This window comes from Phycisphaeraceae bacterium (genome assembly GCA_019636655.1).
GTDB lineage: Bacteria > Planctomycetota > Phycisphaerae > Phycisphaerales > UBA1924 > JAHBXB01.
Window position 1 is genome coordinate 177618 of the sequence record JAHBXB010000005.1, and the last position, 18045, is coordinate 195662.

The window sequence follows — 18045 nt, forward strand, 5'->3', positions numbered from 1 at the left end:
ATGGGCCATTCGTTGCAGCCAGCCGAGACCGACCTGATCCGCGACGTCGGCGACGCCCTCGCCACCGCCCGATCCGTGGTCGTCATGACCGGCGCCGGCATCTCCGCCGAGAGCGGCATCCCGACGTTCCGCGACAGCATGGCCGGCCTATGGAAGGACTTCGACCCGCTCACGCTCGCCACGCCCGAGGCCTTCGAGGCCGATCCCGCCATGGTCTCTAAGTGGTACGAGTGGCGCCGCCTCGGCTGCCTCGCGGCGGAGCCCAACCCCGGACACGCCGCCTTGGCCGAGCTGGAGAGGCGCCTCGGCAAGGACCACCGGGCGTTCACGCTCCTGACCCAGAACGTCGACCGCCTGCACCATAAAGCGGGGAGTCGCAACGTGGTCGAACTGCACGGGTCGATCACGGTGTGGCGGTGCACCCGCACCGGGCGGGAGGTAGAACCTGGGCCCGAGGAAGCGACCGTCTTCCCGATCCGGTCCCCTTTTCACGAGGCCGGACTCCTGCGGCCCGGGGTGGTCTGGTTCGGTGAGATGCTGCCGGAACAAGCCCTGCGGGCCGCCGACGAGGCCGTGGCCGCGTGCGACCTGTTTATGTCGGTCGGGACCAGCGCGGTGGTCTATCCCGCAGCCGGATACCTCCACCAGGCGCGGCTGCGGGGCGCCCGGACGGTGGAGGTCAACATGGGCGCGACCCCGGCGAGCGGGGCGGTCGATTGGTCGATCCGGGGTGCATCCGGGACGGTGATGCCCGCTTTGGTGCAACGGGCGTTCGCGGAGCGCTAAGGTCAACGGGCAAGACGGTGTAGAACGCGGGGGACGCGGTATGCTCTTGGTGGTGGAATGTGTGAAAGGGCGTCCTAGGGACAACCCCGGATGAACGAGTCGGACGTTACCCGTGCGCCTGATCCCGTGCAGAGGACGCCCCTGCGCGGACCGGGATCGTCGCACGTCGCCGCGCCGGCCGTCCCGAACCGTATCGGCAAGTACCAGATTCAGCGGCTGCTCGGGCAGGGCGGCATGGGTGCGGTCTACCTCGCTCTGCAGGACCAGCCCAAGCGGACGGTCGCGTTGAAGATGATCCAGGGAGCGGTGGCGACTCCCGCGGCCCTGCGGCGGTTCGAGTACGAATCGCAGATGCTGGCCCGGCTGCGGCACGTGGGCATCGCGCAGGTCTACGAAGCCGGAACGCACGACGACGGCCACTCGGTCGTGCCCTACTTCGCGATGGAGTACGTGCCCGGGGCGATGACGCTGACGGCGTACGCCGAGGCGAAGAAACTCGGGGTCCGAGAGCGCCTGGAGCTGTTCCTCAAGGTGTGCGATGCGGTGCAGCACGGGCACCAGCGCGGCGTGATCCACCGGGACCTCAAGCCCGCAAACATCCTCGTGGACACCGGCGGCCAGCCCAAGATCATCGACTTCGGTGTCGCCCGCAGCGCCGACGAGCAGGGGGGCGAGCACACGATCGTCGGGCAGGTGATCGGCACACTGCAGTACATGTCCCCCGAGCAGTGCGTGGGGGATACCCAGAACGTCGATGTGCGGTCGGATGTCTACGCCCTCGGCGTGGTGTTGTACGAGCTCCTGACCGGGAACGTCCCCTACGACCTCAGTCAGTCGCCCCTGCCGCGTGCAACTCGGATCGTCTGCGAGCAGGCCCCCGAGCGGCCCAGCCGGGTGAGGTCGGAGTTGAAGGGGGACCTGGAGACGATCGTCCTCAAGGCGCTGGAAAAGGAGCGCGAACGCCGCTACCAGTCGGCATCGGAACTCGCCGCGGACATCGGGCGTTTCCTGAATGACGAACCGATCCTGGCACGCCCGATCGGCCCGGCCGGACGGCTCGTGAAGTGGGTCAAGCGGAACCGTCAGGTCGCGTCGCTCGCCGCGGCGGCGGTCGTGGTGCTGGCGCTGGTAACCGGGTTCCTGATGACCCGGATCGTGGTCGAGGTGAAGCGGACGGCCGACGCCCTGCGCGAGGCGCAGCGGAACCTGACCGCCGCGAGCCAGAACTTCGAACTGGTGCGGAAACTGGTCGAGTTCGGCGAGTTCGAGGACAACAGCCGGTTGGAGGAGGGGCGGGTCGATGTCGAAAAGCTGCTGGACGATGCCGACGCCCGCGTGACCGCGAACCCGCCGGAGATGGCCGCGACCGAGGCGGACTTCCGCGAGATCCTCGGGACGGGCTACCTCGCGATCCGGCAGATCGACAAGGCGATGCGGAACTTCGATCGCACGCTGGAGATCCGCACGAAGAACTACCCGGACCCGAGCCCCGAGCGGGCGAACATCATGCACATGCAGGCGGCCACGCTCTACCGGTACGAGGACTACGACCGCGCCAAGGAGCTGTACGAGCGGTCGCTGAGGATGCGGGAGCGATTGCACTCCGGTGACGACAAGGAAGTGGCGCTCAGCCTGAACCACCTGGGCGCGTGCGAGCAGAAACTCGGGAACTACAAGACGGCCGAAACGCTCCTGACCCGGGCCCTGGAGATGCGCGAGCGGCTGTACTCCTCAAAGCACATCGATGTCGCGGCGAGCCTGAACAACCTGGCAGGGCTGTACTACGACCGCGAGGAGTTCCAGAGAGCGGCGCAGCTCTTCCGCCGGTCGCTGGCGCTCGTGAGCGAACTCAAGGGGCCGGATTCGGCCGAGGCCTCGTACGCATCGCACAACCTCGGCCGCTGCCTGCTGGCGCAGGGGGATGCCGACGGAGCGGTGCCGCTGCTGGAGCGGGCCGTGGCCATCCGGCTGAAGTACTTCAAGGAAACGGACCCGCGCGTGGCGGAGAGCCGCATGTGGCTGGTGCGGGCGATGCTCAAAGGCTCGGACCAGAGCGAGGCACGCCTCGCCGATGCCGAAGCGCTGGCGCGGAAAGTACAGGATGCGACCCGCCAGACGTCGCTCTCGGGCGCCAAAGCGAGCGAGGCCCGGGCGACCCTGGCCGCGGTCCTGCTGCGGCAGGGCCGCGCGGAGGAAGCCGAGCCGCTGCTGAGGTCGGCCGTCAGTTCGTCCAAGTCGGTCCGCAATCCCTCCGCGGCGGAGATCGCGGATCGCGAGAGCCTGTACGGTGAGTGCCTGACGCAACTTGGGCGGTACGACGAGGCCGAGGGTTTGCTCCTCGCAAGCCTGAGCTCCCTTCGGTCGGTAAAGGGGGATGAGAGCCAGCGAACACGCGACGCCGCGGCCCGGTTGATGGGCCTCTACGTGGCGATGGGAGAGCCCGCCCGCGCGGAGAAGTGGGCCACACTGGCGGGGAAGAAGTAGTCGCGTGTTCGTCGGCGGGGTGAGGTGATGGGGTAGGGGGAGGAAGGGGAGGGGGAGGGGGGGGCAGGAGGTCAGCCGATTCAGCCCGGTCGCATCGTCCAACTCAGTGTCTCCCGCGGCGGGGTGCCCAAACTGGCGGTCGAACGCGCGCAGGTCACGCCCGAGGGACTCGTCGGGGACGGCCACCACGACACGAAGCACCACGGCGGGGTCGATCGGGCGGTCTGCCTGTTCGCGATGGAAGTCATCGACCGGCTCCGCGCCGAGGGGCACCCGATCGGGCCCGGCACGATCGGCGAGAATGTCACCGTGGCGGGTCTCGAATGGAAAGCCGTAGCCCCGGGCAGGGTGATCGAGTTCGCGGGCGGCGTTGTGTTGGAAGTAACGGCCTACACCACGCCGTGCTCAACAATCCGTGAATCGTTCCGTGGCCTGGAGTTCAACCGGGTCAAGCAGGAACAGCACGCGGGCGACAGCCGCGTGTACGCGAGGGTCGTGAGGGAGGGTGAGTTGCGGGTGGGGGAGACGGTGTGGGTACGAGTCTCGGGCCTCGAATCATGCTCGGCCGCGCAAATCTCCGCCGATCTCCGGGAAGAACACCCGTCGACTGCCGGGCCCGCCGACGCGGACACACGAGCAAGCGGCCCGGACGATCCAGTCAGACGTAGCTAGTCAGGGTCTCTCCTGTACTCTAGAACATCACCTGGCTGGCACTCCAAAGCCCTGCAGACCGCATCCAGTGTTGAGAATCGGATGGCCCTTGCTTTCCCGTTCTTCAATACGGAGATATTGGCCATCGTAATGCCGACTTTCTCGGCAAGCTCGGTGACGCTCATCTTCCGCTTGGCCAGCATGACGTCGATATTTACGATGATTGACATGTTTAATATAGTGGACACGAGACGTATTGGATCCGTGAAACATCTGTCGGCGGTCTCACACCGTGAGATCGTTCTCAGACTTCATGTCAACGGCATTCTGTAGAATCCGTTGAAACGTCGCCGCCGCGGTGGCGACGACAATGCAGGCAAAGGTCAGGATGATGCGAAGCATGACTTCAACGGGCCGGTCATCTGGGTCGTCAAGTCGCATGAACAGCACGCTTACTGCTATAAAACCGATAATGGATATCGCGCAAAACTTGATAGTCCGAAGAGATCTCACGGATGCTTGAGAGAATGCCTGGTTTCGTCCTGCATACCCTAACAGTTTGAAACCACTATAGAGAGCAACGTAATATGGAACAGATGCAAGATACACATACGCCAGGAATGGATCCTTAAAGTAGATCTCAAAGACCGTGGCTCGCACGTTCCGGCCCTCTAGGTGAGGCTCCCAGAGCATGAAAGCGAGAGAGCCAATGCCGATGAGCACAATGACTCCCTGTAGAAACGCCGTGGAGCTCCGCTTGGTCAGCTGCGATTTGAGGCTTGCCATACGCCCAGCATAGCCCCGGAATATCGGATGTCAACAAGGATTTATCGAAAATCGTGATAATTCGATTGTTTAGCGTGGGTATGGGTGCAGACCGCTTCAGCCTGAGAATCTCCGACGCGGCTGGCTTCGCAGGCCCGGACCCCGGCGACAAGGAGTCTTAGCAATGGTCAAGGGTCACGCCCGCATTCAGGACACACGGTTGACGAAACAAGCCCCCTGAGGTCGTACCCGCACCGGCAATGTCCGTGACGTGGCTGCCGGTCAGGGCAGCATCGCCAGCACCACGCCGTGAGGATGAGCACAAGAGCCATCGGAACCCAGAGCGGAACGAATACCGCATCGATTCGCGAATCTCCGCCTATCCCCGGCAAGAGGTACCAGCCGACTTCCGGACGTGCCAGCTGAATGTGCCAATAGCTGTCGAGCAGGGGCAGTCCAGGCCCTCCAATAGGCCATTGAACGAACAACGTACCCCACTCCAGGATTACCATCCTCTGAGTCGGGCTTATTCGTGCAACGAGCCTGAACATGCTCAGCATGATGGCTGCCAGCAGCAAGAGCGATATCACCAGGCCCAGCCATGCTCCGAAGTGTGTCAGCCGCTTCATAGCTGCCTCACGATCGACAGTCGCCCGGTATCTCTGCGGGCGTAGTCGAAATCGTGGCGATGAGCACATCGTCCTCGGCCGCTCCAACCCGGCGCATCGAGATCCGCTGCAACGCGGCCGCGGGAATGCTCCCAGGAGCAGGTACTTCGTCCAACACCCACCTGAGCGCATCCTCCCCGAGCAGGCGGCCGTTGGCGTCCCGGCCCTCAATTGCTCCATCGGTGTACAGCACAAGAACGGCCCCGGGACCGATGCGGGCCTCAACCTCGTCTGCCTCGTATTCCCCCGGTGCAAACGGACCGAGGATCGCGGCTGTGGGGCGAATGGTGGAAACGGACCCATCGGTCGCACGCAGCATCGGCGGGGGGTGACCGGCGATGCACAGACGGGCGCACCCATCCGGCCAAATGCGAGCCGCCGCGGCCGTCGCGAAGACCGACTCGTCCGCCAGCGTCAGGTGCACGTAGCGGTTGAGGGCGCGGACGAGTTCCGAAGGCGCAGCGCTCTCGGACTCGGCAAGGAGCCGCTTGATCTCACCGTGCAGGCGGTTCACGGCCAGGGCCGCGGCGACACCGTGCCCCGTGACATCAATCATGATCACCAGTAGCGACCCGTCGCGCCCGCGTACCAGGTCGAGGAAGTCGCCGCCGATCTGCCGCATCGGTTCGTACGCGTACTCCAGCCGGATCGGGCCCGTTCGCACGGGCGCCGGAAAGAGCCGCTCGTGCAGGCGACGCGCCATCGCGAGTTCCCGCTCGACCTCGGCGTACCGCGCGCCCGCCATCCTCAGCCCAAGCGTTTCCCGCAGTCTCCCGGCGCGGAGGACAGTCACCGCGACGCCGGGAATGCCCGCGAGAAGCGGGAGGCTTAGGCCAAGCGCGACCGAGCCCCCCAGGTCCCGCGAGCCCGACGAGACCAGCGGCGCGAGAGCCGCCCACGCGATCGGCGGAAGGCACGCCTCGAGCACGGTCCACGGCACGATGATCGCCGCGGCGCTGTGAAGCAAGACCATGAACCCCGCGAGCGCCACGATCGGGCTCACGTGAACCCCCAGTCCGAGCGCGTGCATCGCCCGGTCGGCGCCCTTGGACAGATCCTCGGTTCCCTGCCCCTGGCTGAGCGCCGCCATCGTGACAATCCAGATTGTCCGCCACACCAGGGCACGGAGCGTCAACTGCTGAAGCCGGCGCTTCCGGATCCGCGGCAAAACGATGATCGCGACACCAGTCGCGAGACCCACGATCACCCAGGCCCGCCCGGCTCGTGTGTCGGGCTCTGGGAGAACCGACGAGCGCAGCCACCACTGGATCCCGGCAAGCAGGATGAGCAGCAGGCCGACGACGGTTCCGAACGACGCCACACGCTGGCGCAGCAGGCCGAGTCGCGCCTCGTCCATCTCCCGTTGGGAAAGTTCGAGGCTGGGGGACATGGAATGGCCGTCGCGCATCGAAAGAGCATACTGAGTTCCCAGGTGGGCGAAGGCGACGCCGTGTTGCGAAGGGCACGAGCGCCGGGCGCGCGCACACCCGCGATCGGAGACCTTTCCGTATAATGACGGAATGCCTCATCCCCATCCCCAGCCGGACTCCAATCGCCTTCCGAATCCGGTGGAGCCGCTCGAACTGGCCGAGTTCGAGACCAAGTTGTCGGTGCGCAACCTGCGTCCCGAGGACTTCGACGCGATCGTGTCGCTCCAGTCGCGGTGCTTCCCCGGGATGACGACCTGGGGGGCCGAGCAGATCAACAGCCAGCTGCGGACATTCCCCGAAGGCCAGTTCTGCGTCGAGTACGACGGCCGGATCGTCGCCTCGGCCAGCAGCCTCATCGTCGACTTTGAGCGCCACGAGCACTGGCACGACTGGAAGATCATCTCGGACTCGGGGTACATCCGAAACCACGACGCCCTCGGCGACACGCTCTACGGGATCGAGATCATGGTCGATCCCGAGTTCCGCGGGCTGAAACTCGCGCGCCGGCTCTACGAGGCGCGCAAGCAGCTCGCCCGCGCCCGCAACATCCGCCGGATCATCATCGCGGGCCGGATCCCCGGCTACAACGCCCAGGCCGATCGCATGTCCGCCTCGGAGTACACCGACCACGTCATCGCCAAGAAACTCTTCGACCCCGTCCTCACGGTGCAGCTCTCCAACGGCTTCGCGCTCAAGGGGCTGATCCCGAACTACTTCCCGAGCGACACCGCCTCGCGCGGCTACGCGACCTTCCTCGAATGGACCAACCTCGACTACGTCAAGGATCCGAACCAGCGGTTCCAGGCGGTCACCCGGGTCCGCCTCTGCCTCGCGCAGTACATGATGCGACGCGTCACGAGCTTCGACGAGTTCGCCAAGCAGTGCGAGTTTATCGTCGACGTCGGCTCCGACTACAAGAGCGACTTCGTCGTGTTCCCTGAACTGTTCACCACGCAACTGCTGTGCCTCATCGAGACGGGCCGTCCGTCCGTCGTCGCCCGCCGGCTCGCGGAGTACACGCCCCAGTACCTCGAACTGTTCAACAACCTCGCCATCCGCTACAACGTCAACATCGTCGGCGGCTCGCAGTTCGCGGTGGAGGGCGACGACCTGTTCAACATCGCCTACCTGTTCCGGCGCGACGGCACCATCGGCAAGCAGTACAAGATCCAGATCACGCCCAACGAGGCCAGGTGGTGGGGCGTGAGCCCGGGCAACCGGGTCGAGGTCTTCGATACCGACCGCGGCAAGGTCGCCATCCTCATCTGCTACGACAGCGAGTTCCCGGAGCTCGCCCGGATCGCCGCCGGAAAGGGCGCCAAGATCCTCTTTGTCCCCTTCAACACCGACGAGCGGTACGGCTACCTCCGCGTGCGGCACTGCTCCCAGGCCCGCGCGATCGAGAACCAGATGTACGTCGCCATCGCCGGGTGCGCCGGCATGATGCCCTTCGTCGACAACGCCGACATGCACTACGCCCAGTGCGCGGTGCTCACGCCCTCGGACTTCCCCTTCGCCCGCGACGCGGTCGCGAGCGAGAGCATGCCCAATATCGAGACGGTCGTCGTCCACGACGTCGACCTCGAACTGCTCCGGCGCAACCGCATGGACGGCACCGTCCGGCCCTGGACCGACCGCCGCAAGGACCTGTACAGCGTCCGGTACATCGACCCCGAGACCGGGCCCCAGGAGGTCTGATCCCTCGGCTCTACACCCTCATCGACAGCCAGCCCCCCTGCACGAACCGCCACAGGAACATCGCCGCCCGGAGCACGATCTCGATGCACAGGCCGATCCACAGCCCCGCCAGCCCCCCGCCGGACCAGAACGGGTTGTGCATTAGGCCCCCGCCCGGCAGCGGGATGTCGGCCCCGCTCAGGGCGTACGCCAGCGGCAGGCGGATCCCATAGGTCGTGATCCAGGTGATCCACATCACGACCTTCACGTCCCCGGCCCCGCGCAGCGCGGACCGGAGCACGATCGCCACCGCGAACGGGACCTGGATCGTGCCGGTGATGAAGAGCAGTTGCGGGACGATCTCCAGGTGGATCGGCTGCGACGAGACCAGGCCGGTGATCTGGCGCGGGATGAGCATGAAAGCGGCGCCCGTCAGGGCCATGATCGCCGCGGCCAGGCCGGTGCAGGCCAGCGCCGAGCGCCGGGCCATCCGGGGGCTGCCGGCCCCGAGGTACTGCCCCGTCAGCGCCGCGGCGGCCGTGCCGAGCGAGAGGCCGGTCAGGAAGGAGAACGACTCGATCCGCACGGCCACGATGTGCGCCCCGAGCAGGCCGCTGGAATCGCCGCCGGCGCTCTGCTGGACGGCGATCCAGCCGACCATGATCGCGATCAGGAAGTTGCCGGCCCACATGCCGAGGGTCTCGAGGAAGTTCGGGAAGCCGACCCTGAGGATCCGGCGCATCGTGTGCCAATGCGGCCGCAGGCGCTTGCGCCGCAGCACGATCCCCGGCGAGCCGGAGACCAGCAGCCGCAGGATCACCGCGGCGCCCGCGGCCTGGGCGATGACAGTCCCGAGCGCGATGCCGGTCACGCCGAGGTGGAACGGGAAGGGGTTGTGGAGGATGACGTGCGTGACCTCCTGGCCGTTCACGATGGATGAGCGGGTCAGGTCGACTCCGGCGAGGATCCATGAGACGGCCATGTTGATCACGTTGACCAGGACCATGGACTTGAGCGGGCGGTAGGAGTCGCCGGCGGCGCGGGCGCATTCGATGCCCGCCGACAGGACCGACAGCATCGGGACGCCGAGGCACGAGACGAGGATGTACCGGAAGAACTCCGCCTTCGCCGGGCCGGTGAGGCTAAGGACGGACGCGAGCGGGACCGAGAGCGCGGCGACCAGGAGCGCCATGCCGACGCCGCTGATCGCGGCGAGCAGGATCGACTGCCCGAGGGCGGCGTTGGCGACGGCGAAGCGGCGGCCGCCTACGGACCGGGAGATCAGGGCGGTGGCGCCGACGCCGATGGCCATGACCACGATTCCTACCAGCCAGAGGACGTAGGCGGCGCCGCCGATCGCGTCGGTGGCCGAGGAGGAGACGCCCGCCGCGAGGACCGTGTCGGTGAGGCCCACGAGGGCGGTGAGGAAGGACTGGGCGAGGATGGGCCAGGAGAGGGTGCGGATGGCGCCCCACATGGTGAGGCCGGCGAGGCGGCCGGAGATGAGGCGGCCGTCCGGGGTGATGCCCGGGGTGCGGGGCGGGCGAGAGGGGAGGATCGGCGGCGCGACCTCGAGGGAGGGGTCGAGTGTTTCCGGGTCGAGCGGGGCGGTGATGGGGCTGGTGGTGGCCACGGGCGGGGGTCGTCTGTGAGAGCGGGCGATCGGCCGTGGCTTGGGGTGCGTGTGGGTGGGGGCGGGGGGGTCAGGTGAGGAGGCGGTCGAGCAGTTCGGGGACGCCCTGGCCGCGGGTGGCGACGGTTTCGAGGATGGGGCGGCGGCCGGCGACGTCGCGGAGGTCGCGGACGAGTTCGTTCTGGCCGGGGCTGTCGGCCTTGTTGCAGACGAAGAGGTCGGCGATTTCGAGGATGCCGGCCTTGTCCATCTGGACGGCGTCGCCCATGCCGGGGGTGAGGACGACGACGGTGCGGTCGACGTGGGTGCGGATGCGGGTCTCGTTCTGGCCGGCGCCGACGGTCTCGACGAAGACGGTGTCGAAGGGGGCGGGGCCGGCGGCGCCGCCGATGAGTTCGATGATCTCGTTGACGGCGTGGTAGTCCTCGCCGGAGATGGCGAGGGAGCGGTAGTAGACGGCTTCGTCGAGGGTGTTGAAGTCGACGCGGAGGCGGTCGCCCAGGAGGGCGCCGGAGGTGATCGGGGACATGGGGTCGAAGGCGAGGACGGCGCAGCGGCCCATGGACGGGTCGTCCTTGGCGCGGCGGGTGAACTCGCCGACGAGTTGGGCGACGAGGGTGCTCTTGCCGGCGCCGGGGGAGCCGGTGACGCCGATGATGCGCCTGGGCCGCCGGCGGACGGCGCCGGGGCGCATCGGCCGGCCGGCGTGGATGAGGGAGATGTCGCGGGCGAGCTGGGCGGAGGGGGTGGCGCCGGCGATGGTGGTCGAGTAGGGGCGGACGGTTTCGCGGACGGCGGCGACGATGTCGAGCAAGCCGGTGCCGGTGGTGAAGCACTTGGCGACGCCGCCGGAGAGGAGCTTGGGGAGGTCCTCTTGGGGGAGAATGCCGCCCATGTGGATGGGGATGTCGGGGCGGCCCATCTCGCGGATGGACTCGACGAGCTTGGGGCCCAGAACGAGGTGGGAGTTAGACATCATCGACGCGGCGATAACGTCGCAATCCTCATCGCGGGCGGAGACGGCCAGCGAGCGAGGGGTTTGCCAGAGGCCGGAGTAGATGACGTGCACCCCGGAATCGCGGAGCGCGCGGGCGATGACCTTGACGCCGCGGTCGTGACCATCGAGGCCCATCTTGCCCAGCAGGACGCGGGGGCGGTGGTCGAGGTCGGCGCAGCGGTCTTTCTTCTCGAACTCGGTGGTGGCGACGTTGAGTGCGGTGGTCATGCAGGAGCAATATAGGGGACAGGGATTGGCTCGGGCATGCCGCGACCTGGGGGGCGGGGAGCGCTGCGCCGCGGGGCTTGGGGCTCGCTGGAATTGAGGGACGGAACACAGCGGTGGGCGCGAACGGGCGCTCGATATGGCAAGGAGCGGCCGGCGCGGCGGCGAGGGGCGCCGCGGGTTGGGGACGGTGGCGGCAGGTCGGCGCGGAGCGAGCGCGGCGGGGGCCGGGTGTAAAGTTGGAGAGGCGCAGGAGGAGGGAGCAGACCTTGCGGGCGGACTCGCGGGCGCCGCGGCGTTCGGCATGAGCGCCGTCCGGCCGCGCGGCATCGGCCTGCTCGGCGGCGAGGAGGGTGGAAAGGGCGGTTGCGACGGCCGGGAGCGTGGCCGACGCGGCGAGGCGGGTGCGGCGTGCGAGGATGGACTCGAGGGCGGCGAGGTGGGCGTCGGCCTCGGGGGAGGCGAGCCAGTGGGAGAGGGCTGCGAGGGAGGCGCCGTGGGCGCGGGCGATGGTGGAGAGGTCGGCGGGGGAGGCGGGGTCGTAGAGCGCGGCGAGGATGGAGGCCGCCTGGTCTGGAGTGGGGTGGAATGGAGGGCCGGAGGGGTGCATTCTGGGGTTAGTGTACGTATTTTGAGTGGGGTTTCAAGAGGTTTTATTGGGTTTTGATAGGAATTCTGGTGAGGGAGTTTTGGATGCCAGAGGAAGGGGAGGCCCCTTCCTCCGGCACCTCCTTCCCCAGGAAGGCCGCGCGGGTGGCGGATCGCGTCAGGTGGATCCGATGGTGCGATCGGTGGATGGGAGTAATCCGAAGAAGTTTGTGATAAACGACGGGAGGTAGGAGCGGTGGAGCCGGGGTTCCGTTGAGTGGCAGTCAGACGTCGGTGACTCCTGGCGGCACAGACATGGGCATCATTGCGGGTCGCACTCGCTGGATCTTGGCGCGGCCGGTGAGGCGGTCCCTGTTCCTCGCGGGGTATGTGTCGATCCTTGTGCTCATCGTGTCGTCGTTCGTCGGGATGGGCGTTGTGAAGCCGGGGCGATTCGGTGTGACCCTCGCCGGTGGGTGCACGACGTTCGGCTGGAGCGTCGTTCCAACCCGACCCGCATCACCGGTCGAATGGCACGGTGGGCGTGGGACGTCCGAGATGACCTGGTGGCCGCGACACTTGGCTTGGGAATCGGCCGCCGGCGTGACAACGGATGTGATGTTCATTATTCCGGTGTGGCCTGGCGGGCTGCTGGTTCTTCCAGAAGTGCTGTGCTGGATGCGAATGCCGCGGCGTCGGCGCGATGGGTGCTGTCACGTGTGCGGGTACGACCTCTGCGTACCGCAATACGCTCGGAATGTCTGCCGCGGGGACGAGGAGAGACTGGCGGTGCCGAGCCACATCGATCGGAGCGAGCGGGAGAGTGTGGGCGACGGCCGGCCGAAGAGATACCGATGGCTCGGGGCTTCGCTGGTGCTGGTGGTGGCGCCGTGGAGACTGGCCGAGGTGGCGGCGCGGATGTCGCCGTGGGGTGCTGTGTTCGTTGGGATCATGTGTGCCGGGTGGCTCTTCGGGATGTGGGTGTCGTCGGATGGAACCGCAGCAGCCGAGCCGTTTCCGACGATGCTGGAGTACTTTGGATGGGTGGGTTTTTATGCTGTCCTGATTGGCGGCGTGCTGATTGTGGCGCCGGCGTTGGCGTTGATGGGAGTCGCCGCGCTGATGTTGCGCCTCGTGCGGGCGATCCGGAAGCGCCGTGGCAAGGGCATGGTGCTCGGACCGGTGGGGAGCGCGAGGATCGCGGTGGTGGCCCTATCGCCGTTGTGGGCCGTGGCGCCGATGACGGTGCTCGGGTACGCGGTCGCGGCGATCCACGTCCGAGATCGATCATTCGGAATGTGGAGCAAGCCGGGGTGGGTGTATTCGCAAGGGCTCGATGTGGCGACTTCGCCGGCGTGGCAGGTTGTGGTGGCGGTCGCGGCGGTGGGGTTTGGGGTGCTGGGGCTCAAGAGGGTCGGGAAGATCGCGGGGGCTAGGGAGGATGGGCCGCGTTGCGGCGGGTGCGGGTATTCGATGGTGGGGCTTGGGGCGGCGGCGGAGGGCACCGGCGCGGCGGTGGTGTGTCCGGAGTGCGGGAGCGAGCAGGTGGTGGCGTCAAGGAATGCAGATGTCAGAGGGGCGGCTGCCCCTCCGACACCTCCCGGGGCGAAAGGCGCGGAGTTGTAAACTTGGTCATGCGAGCGGATCGCCGGTTCATCCTCGACAGGCGCTGGGCGCGGTGGACGCTGCTGGGGGTCGCCGTCGTGTGTGCCCTCGTATTGATCGGGTCGCTGTTTGGCAGCCGCACGACTCAGGTGTACGGGCACTTCGCTGTGACGGCGAATCACGGCGCGGTGATGCTTGGGTGGTGCTCGCAGAACCTTGGTCCAGTGTGGGGTTTGTCGTTTGCTTGTTCGGAGTTTCACAACGGCGGCTTTGTGGTGCTGCCGCGGGGAGGTTTCGAACGGCCGACCCCTGGGGGCGGCGGCGCGGCGGTGTGGGTGGTGATCCCGATGTGGCCCGGCGTGCTGCTCGCGTTGCCGGTGATCGTGTGGAGTGTGCGCCGGCGGTTGGAGTCGGGCCATATCGAGTTAGGCGGTCTGGCGACTGCGTCGGGGGTGGTTGGCGATCACCGTGGGTGTGTGCGGTGCGGGTATGACGTGTTCGGGCTTGCGGCGGAGGGGCGGTGCCCTGAGTGTGGGCTTGAGGTGGGGGAGACGCTGCGGGTGGAGTTGCTGAAGCGTTTGCCGCGGGAGTATGTGCGGCGGGTCCGACGGGGGTACGAGGTCGCGAGGGGCGCGATTCCGGCGGTGATCCTGGCGATGGATGGGTGGCTGATCTCGATGGCGCTCTGGGGGTCTGATGGACGCTGGTGGCCTCCGAGAGTGGCCGTGGCGGCGGCGGGGGTTGCGGTGGGTGCGGGGCATCTGCTGGTGACGACACGCTCGGAGCGGGTCGATAGCGTGCCGCTGGTGAGGATGGCACGGTTGGCGTCGCGGGGGACGGCGCTGGCGCTCATGCTGGTGATTGCGGCGGTTGCGGCGTGGGGGCCGCAGGAAGACATCGCTGTAAGTGTTCCGCAGGTCATCGTGGCGGTGGCGTGGGCGGTTCACCTGGCGGCGATGCTGTGGTACACGATGTGCCTGGGGATGAGGGCGCCGGATCCGGTCGCGGTGAAGTGGTCGACGGTCGGGATGGTGGTGATTCCGGTTGTCGCCGCGGCGGGGTCGGTGTTCTTTGGATTGGCGGTGACGGTGGCGCTGGGGGCGTATTGGGTTGTGGTGAACCGGATGGTGATGACGATCCGGGAGGTGGAGAGGGTGGGAGGGGGAGGGTGATGTGCGGATGTCAGAGGGGCGGCTGACCCTCCGACACATCCCGGCAGGGGGCGTGGACTGGGGATTGGTGTTCCTGGGCTGAGTAGGGCCTGTTGCGATCGTGGGGATGGCGGGGATAGGTTGCCGCGATGAGCGATGGGAAACCAGCGGCCGACGTGGGTGGGTTGGGGGTGGTCGTGGAGCCCGTTACGTGCGTTGGCTGCGGGTACGACCTGATCGGGCTGCCGGGTGATGGGCGGTGTCCGGAGTGCGGCGCGGCGGTGGGGGAGTCGATGCGGGGGCTGCTGCTGCGGTACTCGACGCGCGAGTATCTTGCGGCGGTGCAGCTGGGGCACACGCTCATGCTGAGCGGGATTCTGGCATTCGTGGTTGCGCGTGTGGTCGGCGTGGCGTTCTTGCCCTGGGCGACGGCGGAGGTCTGGTGGACGTTCTCGGCGATCGAGGTTGGGGCGATGCTGGTCATTGCGGTGGGCTGCTTCAGGTTGACGATTCCCGACCCGCGGATCATGGGGATGAAACAACCGAGCGAGGCGCGGTGGGCGGTGCGGGTGGTGGTGGTTGCTCAGGCGCTGCTGGCGATCGGATGGATGGCTTCCGGTCCGTCCGGCGGTCTGCACGGTGCGATGTTCTTCCTGCTTGCCGAGTGGGTGCTTTGGGCTGTTCATTTCGCCGCGATGATGCCGTATGCGAAGTGGCTTGGCGGGCGGGTACCGGATGCCGATCTGGTCGAGCGGGCTTCGAGTTACAGGTGGATCCTGCCGGCATGGATGCTCTGGGTGGTGGTGATTGCGGTCATTGCGCCGCTTGTCGCGCTGACGGTGTACTGGAGCCTGCTGTACCGAATGCGGAGGGAGCTCAAGGACATTCGAGAGAAGTGGGTGTTGACGCCGGCGCCGTTGGAGATGGTGGCGGCGTAGGGGGCGGCCGGACTCTGGCGGCGTGGCGTGGGGCGCGGTAGGTTGAGGGGATGGATGTTGCGGTTGGGGATGATGAGGCGGTGGGGAGCGAGGAGGTGGCGGGGCATCCGCGGTGTGTGGGGTGTGAGTACGACCTGCATGGGTTGCCGCGGGCTGGGCGGTGTCCGGAGTGCGGGGTGGCGGTGGGGGAGTCGCTGCAGGGTGGATTGCTGCTGAGGTTTGCGCAACCGGAATGGATCCGTAGCGTGCGGTGGGGGTATTCGGTGGCGGTGATCGGGCTGGCGGCGCTCGCGGCTGTGTTGGTGACCGGCGTTGCGGGCGGGCTCGGACGCGGTCGAGCGGCGAGTGGGGCGCTTTGGCTGTTGGGCATCGCCGCGGCCGCGGTGATGAGCGTGGGGTGCTTGGCTGTGACGGTACCCGAAGGGATCAAGATCGATTTGGTGTGGCCGGATGCGGCGCGGCGGGTGTTGCGGGCGGTGTCGCTCGGTCTGATCGTGGTCTTGCTGGCGCGGACGGTACCGGCGTTCGAGAGAGTGCTTGTTCCGTGGGGATGGTGGGGAGACTGGTTGACGTTCATACTGGGAGTGGTTCAGTTTCTGGCGATGACGCGGTACACGCAGTGGCTCGCGGAGCGGGTGCCGGATCCGTGGATGGTGGCGGGTGCGAGGGTGGGGGTGTGGGTGGTGCCGATGGTGTTCATGGGGGGCGTGTATTGGTGGGGGATCTTGATGCCGGTGGCGATAGCGATGTGGTGCGGGGTGGCGGCGTGGATGCGGTGGCGGTTGGGGCGGGGCAAGTCGGCCTAAAAACAGGTAGGTTGAGGGGATGAATGTTGCGGTTGGGGATGATGAGGCGGTGGGGAGCGAGGCTGAGCCCTCGGCCGCGGCGGGCGAGGTCCGGGAGCAGAGGAGTTGTTTCGAGTGCGGGTACGACCTGGTGGGGCTGCCGATCGCAGGCGAGTGCCCGGAGTGCGGTCTGGCGGTGGCGGAGTCGCTTCGGGAGGGGCTGCTGCTGCGTGATGCGAGGCCGCGATGGGTCCGGCATCTGCGGCTGGGGTATTCGATGTTGGAGATCGGGCTGGCGGTGCTGGCGACGGTGCTGTTGGTTTCGTGCGGGAACTGGGAGCCTGGCGGCATTGTCTTCGGGGCGCTGTGGACACTGGGCGTCACGGCGTCAGTGGTGGTGAGTGTGGGGTGCCTGCTTGTGACGATGCCCGAGGGGCTTGCTGTCGACGTCGTGTGGCCGGATGCGGCGCGGCGGGTGCTGCGTGCGGCGTCGCTTGGGATGGCCGTGGCGGTGCCCGTGCGAGTGATCCCGGTGTATGCAGGGGAAGTGGAGCCGTGGAGTTGGTGGGGACCTCTGACGCTTGCGACGTACTTCCTGTGGGGGTTTCAGTTCGTCGCGATGATGCGGTACACGCGGTGGTTGGCGGGACGGGTGCCGGACCGGTGGCTGGCGGCGGGCGCGACGGCGGGAGTGTGGGTGGTGCCGGTCGTGTTCGTGGGGGGCGTGTACCGGGGGATCCTGATGTCGGTAGCGGTTGCGATGTGGTGCGGGGTGGCGGCGTGGATGCGGTTGCGGCTTGGGCGGGGCAGGTCGGCTTGAAAACAATGTTGTGTTCGGATAGGTTGCGGCGATGAGCGAAGCAACTCCGGCGGTTGGGGCGGGCGGGATGGATGTTCTTCTGGAGCGGCGGAGTTGCATTGGGTGCGGGTACGACTTGGTGGGGCTCCCGGTGGGTGGCGTGTGTCCGGAGTGCGGGCGACCGGTGGCGGATTCGCTACGGGGGATCCTGCTGCAGTTTGCATCGAAGGAGTACATCGGCGCGGCGCTGCAGGGGCACACGCTGGTGCTGGGGGGGATCCTGCTGTATCTCGCGGTCCAGGTGGCCGGGATCGTTGCCAGGGCCCTCGTCGTGGAAGCGTGGGTTGACTGGGGGCTGCAGGGTTGTGGGATCGTGTCGGTGCTGATGATTGCGGGCGGGTATCTGCGGCTCACAGTTCGCGATCCGCAGTTCACAGGAACGGAGCGGCCGGGCTCGGCGCGGCGCGTGCTGCAGATCGCCGTGATGGGGCAGATTGCGGCGATGGCGGCGACTCTGACCGGTGTATTGCTGTTGGCGTCGGGCGGCACGGGTGCGGCGTGGATGGTGGTGATTGTGGTAGTGCTCTTCGTGGTCGACAAGGTCCTGTGGGCCGTCCAGTTCTTTGCGATGATGCGGTACACAAGGTGGCTGGCACGACGCGTACCCGATGGCTGGGTGGTGAAGCGGACGAAGGTGTACATGTGGTTGCTGCCCGTGCTGGCAACGGTGGGGATTGTCATCATGGTGGGTCCGCTGATCGCGCTGGTGATGTACTGGAACCTGCTTGATCGGATGCGCAAGCACCTGAAGGCGATCCAGGCGACGGGGAAGCCCGGTGTGATGAAGGGGATGGTGGGATGAG

The 18045-nt window shown here is 67.1% G+C and carries 15 protein-coding genes; 10 read left to right on the top strand and 5 right to left on the bottom strand.

Features of this window, described 5'->3' with window-relative positions:
• From KF745_13745 to KF745_13755, 3 genes are all read left to right on the top strand, one after another.
• Complete coding sequence (locus KF745_13745; protein ID MBX3359478.1) at positions 1-786, top strand: NAD-dependent deacylase; 786 nt, start codon at positions 1-3, stop codon at positions 784-786.
• A gap of 90 nt (positions 787-876) precedes the next feature.
• A complete protein-coding gene (locus KF745_13750) occupies positions 877-3270 on the top strand; it encodes a serine/threonine protein kinase (GenBank protein ID MBX3359479.1) in 2394 nt (797 codons plus the stop codon).
• 123 nt (positions 3271-3393) lie between these two features.
• Positions 3394-3942: an MOSC domain-containing protein gene (locus KF745_13755; GenBank protein MBX3359480.1), complete on the top strand. Its 549-nt coding sequence runs from the start codon at positions 3394-3396 to the stop codon at positions 3940-3942.
• On the opposite strand, the gene KF745_13760 is transcribed toward KF745_13755, so the two are convergent.
• The 3 genes from KF745_13760 to KF745_13770 form a co-directional block, all read right to left on the bottom strand.
• The gene (locus tag KF745_13760) at positions 3939-4151 is read right to left on the bottom strand and encodes a helix-turn-helix transcriptional regulator (GenBank protein MBX3359481.1); all 213 of its coding nucleotides are present in this window, start codon (positions 4149-4151) and stop codon (positions 3939-3941) included. The genes KF745_13755 and KF745_13760 overlap by 4 nt on opposite strands.
• A 55-nt stretch (positions 4152-4206) precedes the next feature.
• On the bottom strand, positions 4207-4707 hold the full coding sequence (locus KF745_13765; GenBank protein ID MBX3359482.1) for a DUF2975 domain-containing protein: 501 nt from the start codon (positions 4705-4707) through the stop codon (positions 4207-4209).
• A gap of 615 nt (positions 4708-5322) precedes the next feature.
• Complete coding sequence (locus KF745_13770; protein ID MBX3359483.1) at positions 5323-6762, bottom strand: serine/threonine-protein phosphatase; 1440 nt, start codon at positions 6760-6762, stop codon at positions 5323-5325.
• A gap of 112 nt (positions 6763-6874) precedes the next feature.
• On the opposite strand from KF745_13770, the gene KF745_13775 reads away from it, so the two are divergent.
• Positions 6875-8482, top strand: a complete 1608-nt coding sequence (locus KF745_13775) for a GNAT family N-acetyltransferase (GenBank protein MBX3359484.1) — start codon at positions 6875-6877, stop codon at positions 8480-8482.
• A 10-nt stretch (positions 8483-8492) separates the two neighbouring features.
• Here KF745_13775 and KF745_13780 read toward each other — a convergent pair whose 3' ends face one another.
• Positions 8493-10094 carry an MATE family efflux transporter gene (locus KF745_13780; GenBank protein ID MBX3359485.1) on the bottom strand — a complete coding sequence of 534 codons (1602 nt, stop codon included), beginning with the start codon at positions 10092-10094 and terminating at the stop codon, positions 8493-8495.
• Positions 10095-10164: 70 nt separating this feature from the next.
• Positions 10165-11319: a cobalamin-dependent protein gene (locus KF745_13785; GenBank protein ID MBX3359486.1), complete on the bottom strand. Its 1155-nt coding sequence runs from the start codon at positions 11317-11319 to the stop codon at positions 10165-10167.
• A 945-nt stretch (positions 11320-12264) separates the two neighbouring features.
• Between KF745_13785 and KF745_13790 the strand changes: the two genes are divergently transcribed.
• The 6 genes from KF745_13790 to KF745_13815 all read left to right on the top strand — a co-directional run bounded on the left by KF745_13790 (position 12265) and on the right by KF745_13815 (position 18044).
• Positions 12265-13530 (top strand): hypothetical protein, encoded by a 1266-nt coding sequence (locus KF745_13790; protein MBX3359487.1) that lies wholly within the window; start codon positions 12265-12267, stop codon positions 13528-13530.
• An 8-nt stretch (positions 13531-13538) separates the two neighbouring features.
• Positions 13539-14681, top strand: coding sequence for a hypothetical protein (locus tag KF745_13795; GenBank protein MBX3359488.1), 1143 nt, complete (start codon positions 13539-13541; stop codon positions 14679-14681).
• A 128-nt stretch (positions 14682-14809) separates the two neighbouring features.
• Positions 14810-15598 (top strand): hypothetical protein, encoded by a 789-nt coding sequence (locus tag KF745_13800; protein ID MBX3359489.1) that lies wholly within the window; start codon positions 14810-14812, stop codon positions 15596-15598.
• A 50-nt stretch (positions 15599-15648) separates the two neighbouring features.
• On the top strand, positions 15649-16404 hold the full coding sequence (locus KF745_13805; protein MBX3359490.1) for a hypothetical protein: 756 nt from the start codon (positions 15649-15651) through the stop codon (positions 16402-16404).
• Positions 16405-16423: 19 nt separating this feature from the next.
• Positions 16424-17203, top strand: a complete 780-nt coding sequence (locus tag KF745_13810; protein ID MBX3359491.1) for a hypothetical protein — start codon at positions 16424-16426, stop codon at positions 17201-17203.
• Positions 17204-17234: 31 nt separating this feature from the next.
• Positions 17235-18044: a hypothetical protein gene (locus KF745_13815; GenBank protein ID MBX3359492.1), complete on the top strand. Its 810-nt coding sequence runs from the start codon at positions 17235-17237 to the stop codon at positions 18042-18044.
• The last annotated feature ends 1 nt before the right edge of the window (position 18045 follow it).